Below are 12,666 nucleotides of genomic sequence, written 5' to 3' on the forward strand. Positions count from 1 at the left end.
CAGATTTTTTTCTTTGCTGAGTACCCGCATCTCAGGCACTCAGCAAAAAACTGCGGACAGGAAAACCTGCCCGCATCAGGATTACGCCGTGGCGCGTTCGTTCCAGGAATCGGAATGAATGATGTTGCCGTCTTTGTAGGTCCAGGTGATTTTTTCGTAACGCAGTTCAACGCGTTCAAGGTGGTTGTGCTTCTCTTTAGATGGATCCTTGATGTCATACATTTCAGGATTCACTTTCACTACCTTCACGTTTTCCAGTTTGGTGTTGAAGTACTCCACTTCCTGACCCGCGTCGTTGATTTTGTACCACTTGAATTCAGCGGATTTCAGGGTCTGACCGGTGGTCACCGCCTTGTACAGGTACGGGCTGGACGAGTCGATTTCCTTAGTGAACAGGAACGGGGTGTGGATACGGGTACCGGTCAGCTTGCCGGTGTTGTTGTCAGTCGGGATGTACAGGTTATGCTCCTGAGCGACAACTTCGATGCTGCCTTCACGATCCTGAACGTCAACAGACCCTTTAATGTCCGCGCCGCCGTCGTCTTTCAGCCAAAGATAAACAGGAATTGCCATGTTAATTACTCCGTTTTATTTTCTGAGACGCCATCATCCTGCGATGGCGCCATGTGTTTGCCGGGTATCTGACAGGCACTTGCCTGCGGTACCAGACTGATTTCGACACGGCGGTTAAGCGCACGCCCTTCCGGGGTGTCGTTGGTTGCGACAGGGCGGCTTGCGCCATAGCCCTGCACCGCAAAACAGCTTTCCGGCACGTCGCCGGTGTCACGCATCCAGTTGCGCACCGCTTCGGCACGTTTTAGAGACAACGTCTGGTTTAGTTGCGGATTGCCGGTGTTATCGGTATGCCCTGACACGACAATCAGCCAGCCGGGCTTCGCTTTGATGCCAACCAGTGAATTCACCAGCATTTTGGTGGAGCCCGCCTTCAGCTCGAACTTGCCGGAATCGAACAGCGACATGCTGTCCAGCCTTACTATTTTCGGAACCGGTTTTGGGGTTGGCTGCGGTTTAGGAGGCGGCGGCACATACGAACGGATCGCTACCAGAAAGGGCATCCGTAGACGTTCCCCCTGATAAAGCCCGAGACCCAGCCGGGCCGGTACGCCGTTACGTGCATAGTCATCCAGCAGCGCCGCATTCTCACGAAGGACAGCAACGGCGCTAGCCTTCGGGACATAGTCATCCATGGAGAGGCTGTCGTAACGGGCTATATCGAAGCTCACGCGATGCAGTAGTTGACGATTGTTCCAGCCACTGCTGAGCAGCGCGGCGATGGCCGCCAGGGTGAATAGACCAAGGACACAGCGCCAGGTGCGGGCCCGGGGAGTGAGTCCACTTCCCTCAGGTAGTAGCGGCAGTATGAAATCCGGTAAGGGTGAGATCACCGTACTGTCCGTCCCTACCGGTTGCCAGCCAGCCACCTGCTGCATGGCGGTATGACGCGATAACCACGCCGTCCAGGCTGATGACGCAAGGCTTCCGGCAAGAATCGGCCCCATTCCCCACAGCAGCGCCGCAGGTGCAATGGCCGGAACATCAGGATTATCATCGATGAATACCGCCTGGACATGTTGATGGAACCAGCTCATCAGGCTATTCATCAGCACCTGCTTTTGCATCACAGGCGCACCGCCAGTGGTGACCCACCCTGCAATTGAACAAGGCGCATTCGACTCACGCCAGACAGTCCACCCTTCACCCGAAATAGCGGCCTGCCAGAGCATGTCATCCGTCATCGCGCTGCCGATCTGACCATTCAGAATCAATGGCATAGAATGTCCCGTTTCTTTACGCAACTGGCTGATTTGCCAGCGCAGAGTCAGCAGACGACTTGTCAGGGCTTCGCTATCGAGGTGTTTCTGCGGGCAGACACTGACCATCACCGACAGCTGACGCCCCCAGTCCGGGCGCTGCCACAGAATCTGACGGGCAACCTGCTCCAGATCCTGATGGTCCTCAACGCGGATCCAGCATCCCTGCGTGACCATCAGTACTGGTGACCGTTGAGGCCAGGTCAGAGGCATATCGCCACAAACCAGCACCACGGGTTGACGGTAAGAGGATTCAGGAAGGTCATCCAGAAGCAGGGTGACGTCATGCTCCGCACGAGGTTTGGTGATATACCAGAACACGAAGATAACCCCGAGCATCGCCAGCAGAACGAGCACCGAAGCCAGCCGGGATACCGGCAGAAAAGCCAGACAGACCACGGCACTCAGCAAGGCGGCCCACAGCGCAAGAAGGCGCTGTTGTACAGGACTCATTTTATGGCTCCCGGCAGCAAGGTCAGCAGCATCTGATCGAGCCAACGATCCAGTCCCCACCAGAGCGCGGCAAGAACAATCACGCTTATTCCAATACGTGCAGGCCATGATGCGAGCCATCCACCCATTTCCCACCCGGCACGGCTTTCTGCCAGAACAGGGTGGGTCTGCGGATAGCTGAACGGCGCGACATGTTCACTGAGCGCGCTGACCAGCCTCTGGCGTTCAGGATCGTTCAGCGCGCGATAGCCCCCCAGGAATCCAAGCATCATTACCCGCTGGAAGCAGGTCAGTACGGCATTGTCTGGTGCAGGTTCGCGCAGCACATCGCGCATCCTGTCACACAAAGTGTCACCGGCGTCCATCGTGCCAAGGAAGTATCCCTGCAAAGGAATGTCATACCATTGCACACAGGCATCATCCTCTACACCGCGCCCTTTGACTGCCTCATCAAGCAATGCAAATTGTGCAGTGAGGATATGCTTACAGCTGGCTTCATCAAGTTCACTCGCTTTCAGCTCACGCTGAACGCGCTCCACATCAGCAATACAGCGTTCCCACAAGATCCGACCTTCGCCTTCCTGAAACTGCGGGCCATGGCGAAGGCTGATGACCTGAAGCCAGGTATCCTGCAGCAGTGCGTCAATATCAACAGACACGACAGCGCCGTGTTTATGTTCACTCATGTTCTCAATACCGCAAAGAGTTCAAGTTCAGGCTCTCCGAGCATCCCCGGGACGTAAAACATACACGTCCCACTCTGGAGCATCTCAGTCGCCAGAGGATGGGAGAGATCGAGACTGAAATACTGATTTTCCAGGCGCAGCGGAATGGCGGCTGGTACATGGCGCAATGGCATCAATGGTACGCCCACGCGGGAAGAGTTGACGATCCCCCGCACATGGTCAGGACTGCCCACCTTACACTGACGCGGGAACTGTTCCTGCAGTTGCGCTACTGGGATCGGCGAGCGCACAGAAAGATAGTAATCAGCCCCTTCGCGCAGACGCGGGTCATGCAGTCGAGCCTGCCAGAAGTGCAGCCGTGGGTCATAGTCGAGTGCCAGTGCAACCACGCGGGACGGCAGACTGGCTTCAAGCAGATCGCCCAGTAAATCAAACAGCGGCGGGAAGACATTATTCAGTTGCCCATGTTGCCAGACCGGAATAGCACTCACCTGATGCTCAAGCGAGAAGGTCAGCAGGCTGCCCGCCAGGCGGGCCAGCTCCGGGTACAGACGCTCCGGTGGGCTTTGCGGGTATCGCTGAAACTGTCCGAGCACGGGCTCGGCGCTGTTCAGCGCATTTAGCAGCCAGAACAGTGATACATCAGCCACGGCGAAGTCTGCCATACGCTCATTGCTTTCACGCCGCATTGCCATCAGACGGCACAGTCGGGCCCGCAGTTGGGTCATCAGCTGTTCCAGCTGAGTTACCAGCCAATGGCTGCCCTGGAGGGTCAACAGCGGAGGGAGAAACGTCTCATCCAGTAACCACATCCCCTGAGAGTCCTGCTGCAGGCGGGCGACCGGACAAGTCAGATAATCGCTGTTGTTCTGATGGGCAAAACGCAGCGTCAGTTCCGGTTGAATCACGGCAATCTGCCGAGTGTCTTCCCCAAAGGTATTGCGTACATCCCGCCAGCACTGACGATATCGCACCGGACGCTCGGCCACTTCATCGGGTTTCAGGCAGTTGCCGCCGTTCGCCCGCAGTAGCGGGAGCGCCAGCACCACCGTCACCTCCCGCGGTTCACTTTCAAGCGACAGTACCGGTGGCAGCGAATCAGCATTGTCAGTATCAATCAGCGTACCGTCCTGAAAACGGACATGCATATGACGGGCCTGCAGACGTCCAAGCCTGAGAGCGTCAGGCTCGAAGGTGGCATTGATCACCCCCCACGGGCAGGAAAGGCCCAGCCGGGCAATACACTCGGCAGACCAGGCCGCATACGCGACCTGTTGCTGAAAATGCTGGGGAGCGACCATGACGCCCCTCCCCCATAACGGTTGTTCCGTTTTCATCGGCTTCCTGCCTGTTATTACGATTTTGCTTTCGGCATCTGGGAAACCAGCGACAGGTTGACGTCCATGCCTTCCACCTGGAAGTGCGGAATCGCATACAATTTCACGCGGAAGAATCCCGGGTTATCTTCAATATCTTCCACCACCACTTTTGCATCACGCAGTGGATGAGACGCCTGAAGTTCATCGCCCGGATCGGTCATTTCGGTCACCAGACTGCGGACCCACGTATTCAGCTCCAGTTCCAGCAGTCGGCGATCCTTAGTGGTACCAATGTTTTCGCGCTGAATCAGCTTCAGGTAGTGGGCGATACGCGACAGCAGGAAGATGTACGGAAGACGGGCGTTGATGCGGCTGTTCGCCGTCGCATCAGCGGTGTCATACAGCGCCGGTTTCTGAGTGGAGTTGGCTGAGAAGAAGCACGCGTAGTCGCGGTTTTTGTAGTATGACAAAGGAATGAAGCCCAGATTCGCGAATTCGAATTCGCGGGTTTCAGGGATCATCACTTCGCTCGGGATTTTTACCTGATTGCCGGTACCGAGATCGTACAGATGGATAGGCAGGTCCTGAACCGCACCGCCAGCCTGCGGGCCACGGATTTGTACGCACCAGCCATTATTGATAAAGCTGCGCACCATGTTGGACGCAAAGGCAAACGATGCATTGGTCCACAGGTATTTGTCGTGATCCGGACCTTTGACTTCTTCGACATAGTTGAAGCTGCGAACCGGAACGGTGTCCGGGCCATACGGTAAACGTCCCAGTACGCGCGGCATGACCAGGCCGATGTAGCGGGCGTCGTCCGTATCGCGGAACGATTTCCACTTGATGTACTCTGCGCGGTCAAAATAGTTACCAATATCTTTAATCGCAGCAACGTCTTCCATTGACTCCTTGAGGAAGAATTTCGGGCCTGCTGAACCGATAAATGGCATATGTGCAGCCGCAGATACTTTTGAGATGTTGCGCAGCAGAGCGACATCCTGCGCTGAAGCATCGAACTCATAAGCGGAAATCAGCGCCGCAATCGGCTCGCCGCCTGGGGTATCATATTCATCAATGTAGGTGTGTTTATACAAACCACTCTGGATGACTTCCGGGCTGTCTTCAAAGTCCTGGCGCAGCTCTTCTTTAGACATGCTCAGAAGCTCAATTTTCACGTTCTGGCGAAAATCTGTTTTATCAATCAGCGACTTCACTCCGCGCCACAGGCTCTCAACCGCCTGAAACTCGTCATGGTGCATAACGGCGTCCAGTTGGCGGCTTATCTGGTAGTCGAGCTCAGCGATATGGTGATCGATCAGGCTTTTATCCAGTTTTTCGACCTTCGCGCCTGCCTTGGTCAGGCATTCCAGAAAGACCTGCATACCTGCGGTCAGACGCTCGTCAGCGGTCGCATCCGACATCGCCTGCGCATCTTGCCAGATATCCAGCGCGCTCAGCTCAGAGACAGGGTTCAGATTGATTTTCTCAAACAGGGAGGCGTAAACCCCACCCGCAGCAGGACGTTCCAGCACCACGCTTTCAGTACCGGCAATATTATTTTGTACAGACATGAGCATTCCTTGATTAATCCGTTAAAACAGCGTGATGGTTACTATTTTCTTGATGCAAGTGCGGATAGTTCATTTCGCAGTTCAGCACTAAGGGACTGGTCCAGAAGGATTTTTTCCAGCTCTTTTCGGAAAGTCTGGTTATCCAGCAAATTGGCCTTCAGATCGCGGAGCAAATTGCGCATCGCCAGCATCGCCTTCAGCTGCGGTATCTGAGCGGCCACCTGCTCTGGCGTAAAATCTTTCATACTCTGGAAAGTCAGCTGAACATTTTCCTCACCACCATCATCAGAGAGCGTATTTTTAACGGTTAGATTAAGTTTTGGGGAGTATTCAGAAAGAACACTGTCGAAATTATTTTTCGTGATGTTAACTTTCTCACGCTCAGATATTTGAGCAGACTCTTGCCCATTGCTGAAATCACCCGCAACCAGTAATTTCAGCGGTAATTCCATTTTCTTGCTTGCCCCGCCTGTATGCAGATCAAGCTTCAGGTTAATACGTGCCTTAGGCACCTCATTCTGAAAACTGTCAGCCATCTCATCATCCCTCTTTGTTTTTGCTACGCCAAATTCACGGTATCGTTCTTGATGCGCAATATTAGAATAATGATCGACACAAAATCAAATACACAGATCTTTTATCCGCAATGAGAAATTTCTTAAGAATTTTCCACCAATATATTATTGCGGATTATCCACTCACCTCAGGGAAAGACACTGCTTTTTTCACGCAAAGTGAATATTTGTACCGTAAGAAGGATCGTAACCTGAGAGATGCTAATAAAACCATCTTGTTTTGACTTGCATCACAACATGATATTAAAAAAAGATGAAGGAACGGAAACAGGTTATTGTAAGCAGATAAAGCCAAGAGGCTAATCAATTAAGAAGAGTGACGAATTGATTGATGACATGAATAATAAATAAGAATTTTCACAAAGAAAATTCTTATTTATTATTCGAAGGAAAATAAAATGTCGATGCGGGTCCGAAAATAAACACTGCTGCTCTTTTGTCGGCCCACTCCTCCTTGCGCAAAGACTTCAGTTCTCCTCTCAGGCATGAAAACTGCTCTCCTTTCTGGAGTTTATACAGTGTAAAATCAAACACCTCCCGGATCGCCGCTTTTTTAATCAAAAACGAGTAATAGCACATATCGTATAACGGTGCTACATTACGCCGCCCGCCCAAATCAGCAGTGGCCAGGCAACGCCGCCGTAAAGTTCGGTAAAGCCTGCAACCATCACCTTGAAGAACGGTCTTATCGGCACGTCGTATCGCAAACTTTGCGCTACCTTTACAGGCTTCACATAGGTTCTACTATTTTGTCTCAATCCAAATTTCAACGCGCGTTTTTACACCCGCGTTACTGGTTTACATGGTTTGGCCTTGGCGTACTCTGGCTGCTGGTTCAACTTCCCTACCCTGTCCTGCGCTTGCTGGGGTCGAAACTGGGCAGCGCTTCCCGCGGTTTCCTGAAACGTCGCGAATCCATCGCGCGTAAAAATATTGAGCTTTGTTTTCCGCAGTACAATGCCGAAGAGCGCGAAAAACTCATCGCTGAAAACTTCAAGTCTATCGGCATGGCGCTGCTTGAAACCGGCATGGCCTGGTTCTGGCCTGATGAGCGTGTCCGCAAGTGGTTTGACGTGGAAGGACTGGATAATCTGAAACGCGCGCAGATGCAAAAACGCGGCGTGATGGTCGTCGGCGTTCACTTTATGTCGCTGGAGCTGGGAGGCCGCGTGATGGGGCTTTGTCAGCCAATGATGGCAACTTACAGACCGCACAACAGTGCTCTGATGGAGTGGGTGCAGACGCGAGGCCGCATGCGTTCCAATAAGGCGATGATCAGCCGTAATAACCTGCGCGGTATGGTCGGAGCTCTCAAGAAAGGAGAGGCTGTCTGGTTTGCACCCGATCAGGATTATGGACGTAAAGGCAGCAGCTTTGCGCCTTTCTTTGCGGTTAAAGATGTTGCGACGACTAACGGCACCTTTGTCATTTCTCGTTTGTCAGGTGCCTCCATGCTGACCGTAACGATGGTGAGAAAAGCAGATAAATCAGGCTATCGTCTGCACATCTCTCCTGAAATGGCTAACTATCCGGAAAACGAGTGCGAAGCCGCGGCGTTTATTAATAAAGTCATCGAAACTGAAATCATGCGTGCGCCAGAGCAGTATCTGTGGATGCATCGTCGTTTTAAAACCCGCCCTCTTGGCGAAGCCTCGCTCTATATTTAAGCCTTTCATTAAGGTTAGTTTCGCTAAGAAACTAACCTTTTCAATCACCTGTCATCCCGTTAAGAAATCGTCTTTCATTGCGTCGCCCAACGTGAATTTATTACGAAGTGAAATCAAACTGTCGCCGTTCCACGACACTCGTAAGTGACGGAAATTATTTAAAAAAACCCCTCTTGTCACCCCTCATTTTTAAGCGTACATTAGCGCCGTCTGGCAACAGGAAAGCACAGAATTCTGAGCTGGAGTGAGCGGCGTAACGGGAAAATTCTCATTTCCGTTTTGACCGGATTTCAGTTCTCTATAATCAGGTGGACTCTGTTTTTAAATGCGTACCACAAGATACGCGGAGCGATGAAACGTGAAATATTTCTTTATGGGCATGTCGGTGATTGTTTTAGTCTGGGCCGGAACCTTTGCCCTGATGATCTAGTGAAGAACATGCAGTCAAAAAAACAGGAGCCATCGGCTCCTGTTTTTTATGTCATGACGATGCGGGATGTTCAGCGGCGCTCTTTGAAGTCAGAAGACCGTCGGCCCGGAACATACTCTTGATGCCCCTCACCGCCTGACGAATACGATCGCTGTTTTCAATCAGGGCAAAACGCACATGGGTATCGCCATAATCACCAAAGCCAATGCCCGGTGATACGCACACCTTCGCATCCTGCAGCAGCTTTTTGGCAAACTCCAGCGATCCCATCGCCGCATAGGGCTCCGGAATCTTCGCCCAGACGTACATAGACGCCTTCGGCATTTCCACCATCCAGCCCGCTTCATGCAACCCTTTTACCAGCACGTCGCGGCGGCGCTTATACTGGGCGGCAATCTCATGAACGCATTGCTGGTCGCCTTCCAGGGCAGCGATAGCCGCGACCTGCAGCGGCGTGAAGGTACCGTAGTCGTGATAACTCTTAATGCGCGCCAGGGCACTCACCAGCGTTTTGTTACCCACCATAAAGCCAATACGCCAGCCCGCCATGTTGTAGCTTTTCGAAAGGGTGAAGAACTCTACCGCCACATCACGCGCGCCCGGGACCTGCATGATCGACGGGGCTTTCCAGCCGTCATAGACGATATCAGCATAGGCTAAATCGTGAACCACCAGCACGTCATAACGCTTGGCCAGGGCTACTACTTTCTCGAAGAAATCGAGTTCCACGCACTGCGCCGTTGGGTTCGACGGGAAACCGAGGATCATCATCTTAGGTTTCGGATAGCTTTCGCGAATCGCACGTTCCAGTTCGTTAAAGAAATCGACACCTTCCACCAGCGGCACAGAACGGACCTGCGCCCCGGCAATCACCGCGCCGTAGATGTGAATCGGGTAGCTTGGATTAGGCACCAGCACCGTGTCACCATGATCCAGCGTGGCCAGCATCAGGTGTGCCAGCCCCTCTTTCGAGCCGATGGTGACTATCGCTTCACTTTCCGGATCGATATCAACCTGATAGCGATCCTGATACCAGCGCGAGATCGCGCGACGTAACCTGGGAATACCGCGAGAGGTTGAGTAGCCGTGCGTATCCGGGCGCTGGGCAACCGTGCAGAGCTTCTCAACGATATGCGGTGGCGTTGGGCCGTCAGGGTTACCCATGCTGAAATCGATAATATCTTCGCCGCGCCGACGCGCAGCCATTTTCAGTTCAGCAGTGATATTGAAAACATAAGGGGGGAGACGATCGATACGCGTAAAACGGCGTTCAGGACTGAATTCAGCCATAGATTCCTCAGATTAACGTTAGCGCCCGGACCGTCCGAGCGACGCTGCCACCGATGTGGCATGCTTAGAAAATAACCTGAAAAAAATCATGCTGTCGAGAGGGAAATGAAAAAAAAGCGATCGTCTGAAAACAGGAACCCGGCTGAGCCTAAAAGCGGAAGCCTTTGTTTCGGGATCGGCTTTCTGGTAGCTGTTATTTAACAGGACGATATCAAACCAGTTACCTGAGGATACGCCGTTAAGAACAAAACAGGACGCATCGGTCATGTCCAGATAATCCCCTTTGAAAATTATGGTTTTTCCTCATTTGATAAACCTGACGGATAGCTGGTCAATACGCGTCAGGTTTTTTATCATGGTTCTTTCCCGTTTTCCCAGGTCTACTCGTGCACGAAATATTCAATATGCTGCTGGCGGTTTTTGACCGTGCGGCATTAATGCTGATTTGCCTGTTCTTCCTCATTCGCATTCGCCTGTTTCGCGAGCTGTTGCACAAATCAGCCCACTCGCCAAAAGAGCTGCTGGCCGTTACCGCCATCTTTTCGCTGTTCGCCCTGTTCAGCACCTGGTCCGGCGTGCCGGTAGAGGGTTCGCTGGTAAACGTGCGCATTATCGCCGTCATGTCCGGCGGCATTTTGTTTGGTCCTTGGGTCGGCGTTATCACCGGCCTGATTGCCGGGACGCACCGCTACCTGATTGATATCGGTGGCGTAACGGCGGTGCCGTGCTTTATCACCAGCATTATCGCCGGAGTGCTTTCCGGCTGGATCAGCCGCAAAATCCCGAAAAAACAGCGCTGGCGCGCCGGGATCGTCGCAGGCATGGTGTGCGAAACGCTGACCATGATCCTGGTCGTCGTCTGGGCCCCCACCACCGCGCTGGGGCTGGATATCGTCTCGAAAATCGGTATTCCGATGATCCTGGGCAGCGTATGCATCGGTTTTATCGTGCTGCTGGTGCAAAGCGTTGAAGGGGAAAAAGAGGCCAGTGCCGCCCGTCAGGCCAAGCTGGCGCTGGATATCGCCAACAAAACGCTGCCGCTCTTCCGCCACGTTAACGCGGAATCGTTGCGTCAGGTCTGCGAGATCATTCGCCACGACATCCACGCTGACGCCGTCGCCATCACCAATATTGATCACGTGCTGGCCTACGTTGGGGTCGGGGAGCACAACTATCGCGACAATGATGACACCATAAGCCCGACCACCAGACAGGCGATTAACTACGGTAAAATCATTATTAAAAACAATGATGAAGCCCACCGAACGCCGGAAATCCACTCCATGCTGGTCATCCCGCTGTGGGAGAAAGGCGTCGTGACGGGCACGCTGAAAATTTATTATTGCCACGCGCATCAGATCACCTCAACGCTGCAGGAGATGGCCATCGGCCTGTCGCAGATTATCTCCACCCAGCTTGAGGTTTCGCGGGCGGAACAGCTGCGCGAGATGGCAAATAAGGCAGAACTGCGCGCGCTGCAGAGTAAAATCAATCCCCATTTCCTGTTTAACGCGCTGAACGCTATCTCCTCGTCCATTCGCCTTAATCCGGACACCGCGCGCCAGCTGATTTTTAACCTGTCGCGCTATCTGCGCTACAACATCGAGCTGAAAGATGACGAGCAGATCGACATCAAAAAAGAGCTTTATCAGATCAAGGACTACATCGCGATTGAGCAGGCCCGCTTTGGCGACAAGCTCACGGTCATTTACGATATTGATGAAGAGGTCAACTGCGTGATCCCGAGCCTGCTTATCCAGCCGCTGGTTGAAAACGCGATTGTTCACGGTATTCAGCCCTGTAAAGGCAAAGGCGTCGTCACCATCAGCGTCACCGAAAGCGGCAACCGGGTGCGGATTGCCGTGCGCGATACCGGCCACGGGATTGATCCAAAAGTCATTGAGCGCGTGGAGTCTAACGAGATGCCGGGAAATAAAATCGGCCTGCTAAACGTGCACCACCGGGTCAAGCTGCTTTATGGCGACGGGCTGCATATTCAACGTCTTGAACCGGGCACAGAAATTGCTTTTTACGTCCCGAATGAGCGCTCGCGCGCGCATACAACGACATCACTGTTGCCCCAGGTGGAGTGACCCATGAAAGTTATCATCGTAGAAGATGAATTCCTGGCTCAGCAGGAGCTCACCTGGCTTATCAAAACCCACAGCCAGATGGAGATTGTGGGCACGTTTGATGATGGTCTGGACGTGCTGAAATTTTTGCAGCATAACCGGGTTGACGCCATTTTCCTGGATATCAATATCCCGTCGCTGGATGGCGTATTGCTGGCGCAAAACATCAATCAGTTTGCCCATAAGCCGTTTATTGTGTTCGTTACCGCCTGGAAAGAGCACGCCGTAGAGGCCTTCGAGCTTGAGGCGTTTGACTATATTCTTAAGCCTTATCAGGAGTCGCGGATTGTCAGCATGCTGCAAAAGCTGGAGGCCGCCTGGCAGCAGCAAATCGCTCCCGCCAGCCCGACGGTACGCGAAAACGACACCATAAATCTGGTTAAAGACGAGCGCATCATCGTGACCCCGGTCAACGATATCTATTACGCCGAAGCGCACGAAAAAATGACGTTTGTCTATACGCGGCGGGAATCTTACGTGATGGCGATGAATATCACCGAGTTTTGCAGCAAGCTGCCTGCGTCGCACTTTTTCCGCTGCCACCGCTCGTTCTGCGTCAATTTAAACAAGATCCGCGAGATCGAACCGTGGTTTAACAACACCTACATTTTGCGTCTGAAGGATCTGGATTTTCAGGTGCCGGTAAGCCGCAGCAAGGTGAAAGAGTTTCGTCAGCTGATGCACCTGTAAAGAAAAGGCCCTCTCCTG

Annotated in this window: 13 protein-coding genes; 4 read left to right on the forward strand and 9 right to left on the reverse strand. The window is 52.9% G+C overall.

All coding sequences use genetic code 11. From position 1 onward, the window contains the following. Window positions 1-81 precede the first annotated feature (81 nt). The 7 genes from hcp to F0320_RS15425 form a co-directional block, all read right to left on the reverse strand. Window positions 82-573 carry a type VI secretion system effector Hcp gene (hcp, locus tag F0320_RS15395; RefSeq protein WP_023325816.1) on the reverse strand — a complete coding sequence of 164 codons (492 nt, stop codon included), beginning with the start codon at window positions 571-573 and terminating at the stop codon, window positions 82-84. Window positions 574-578: 5 nt separating this feature from the next. Continuing rightward, window positions 579-2,285 carry an OmpA family protein gene (locus tag F0320_RS15400; protein ID WP_126329868.1) on the reverse strand — a complete coding sequence of 569 codons (1,707 nt, stop codon included), beginning with the start codon at window positions 2,283-2,285 and terminating at the stop codon, window positions 579-581. Next, window positions 2,282-2,971 (reverse strand): type VI secretion system protein TssL, short form, encoded by a 690-nt coding sequence (gene tssL, locus F0320_RS15405; RefSeq protein WP_126329870.1) that lies wholly within the window; start codon window positions 2,969-2,971, stop codon window positions 2,282-2,284. Before tssL ends, F0320_RS15400 begins: the two co-directional genes overlap by 4 nt. Continuing rightward, window positions 2,968-4,308: a type VI secretion system baseplate subunit TssK gene (tssK, locus tag F0320_RS15410; RefSeq protein WP_126329872.1), complete on the reverse strand. Its 1,341-nt coding sequence runs from the start codon at window positions 4,306-4,308 to the stop codon at window positions 2,968-2,970. Before tssK ends, tssL begins: the two co-directional genes overlap by 4 nt. 17 nt (window positions 4,309-4,325) lie before the next feature. After that, on the reverse strand, window positions 4,326-5,870 hold the full coding sequence (gene tssC, locus F0320_RS15415) for a type VI secretion system contractile sheath large subunit (RefSeq protein ID WP_126329874.1): 1,545 nt from the start codon (window positions 5,868-5,870) through the stop codon (window positions 4,326-4,328). A gap of 35 nt (window positions 5,871-5,905) precedes the next feature. After that, window positions 5,906-6,400 (reverse strand): type VI secretion system contractile sheath small subunit, encoded by a 495-nt coding sequence (gene tssB, locus F0320_RS15420; RefSeq protein WP_126329876.1) that lies wholly within the window; start codon window positions 6,398-6,400, stop codon window positions 5,906-5,908. Window positions 6,401-7,032: 632 nt separating this feature from the next. Further along, on the reverse strand, window positions 7,033-7,173 hold the full coding sequence (locus F0320_RS15425; protein ID WP_162531704.1) for a hypothetical protein: 141 nt from the start codon (window positions 7,171-7,173) through the stop codon (window positions 7,033-7,035). A 12-nt stretch (window positions 7,174-7,185) separates the two neighbouring features. On the opposite strand from F0320_RS15425, the gene lpxP reads away from it, so the two are divergent. Continuing rightward, entirely contained in the window at window positions 7,186-8,106 is a 921-nt protein-coding gene (gene lpxP, locus F0320_RS15430) for a kdo(2)-lipid IV(A) palmitoleoyltransferase (RefSeq protein WP_126330039.1), read from the forward strand. A gap of 379 nt (window positions 8,107-8,485) precedes the next feature. Next, window positions 8,486-8,536, forward strand: a complete 51-nt coding sequence (ypdK, locus tag F0320_RS21825) for a membrane protein YpdK (protein ID WP_431606053.1) — start codon at window positions 8,486-8,488, stop codon at window positions 8,534-8,536. Window positions 8,537-8,587: 51 nt separating this feature from the next. Here ypdK and alaC read toward each other — a convergent pair whose 3' ends face one another. Beyond that, on the reverse strand, window positions 8,588-9,826 hold the full coding sequence (alaC, locus tag F0320_RS15435; protein ID WP_090420042.1) for an alanine transaminase: 1,239 nt from the start codon (window positions 9,824-9,826) through the stop codon (window positions 8,588-8,590). Between the two features lie 18 nt (window positions 9,827-9,844). Then, complete coding sequence (locus F0320_RS15440) at window positions 9,845-10,093, reverse strand: hypothetical protein (RefSeq protein WP_126329878.1); 249 nt, start codon at window positions 10,091-10,093, stop codon at window positions 9,845-9,847. A 119-nt stretch (window positions 10,094-10,212) separates the two neighbouring features. Between F0320_RS15440 and F0320_RS15445 the strand changes: the two genes are divergently transcribed. Beyond that, window positions 10,213-11,919 (forward strand): sensor histidine kinase, encoded by a 1,707-nt coding sequence (locus F0320_RS15445; RefSeq protein WP_126329880.1) that lies wholly within the window; start codon window positions 10,213-10,215, stop codon window positions 11,917-11,919. A 3-nt stretch (window positions 11,920-11,922) separates the two neighbouring features. Continuing rightward, the gene (locus F0320_RS15450) at window positions 11,923-12,648 is read left to right on the forward strand and encodes a LytR/AlgR family response regulator transcription factor (protein WP_047652615.1); all 726 of its coding nucleotides are present in this window, start codon (window positions 11,923-11,925) and stop codon (window positions 12,646-12,648) included. Window positions 12,649-12,666 lie beyond the last annotated feature (18 nt).

The organism is Enterobacter dykesii (assembly GCF_008364625.2).
In the GTDB taxonomy this organism is placed as follows: Bacteria; Pseudomonadota; Gammaproteobacteria; order Enterobacterales; family Enterobacteriaceae; genus Enterobacter; species Enterobacter dykesii.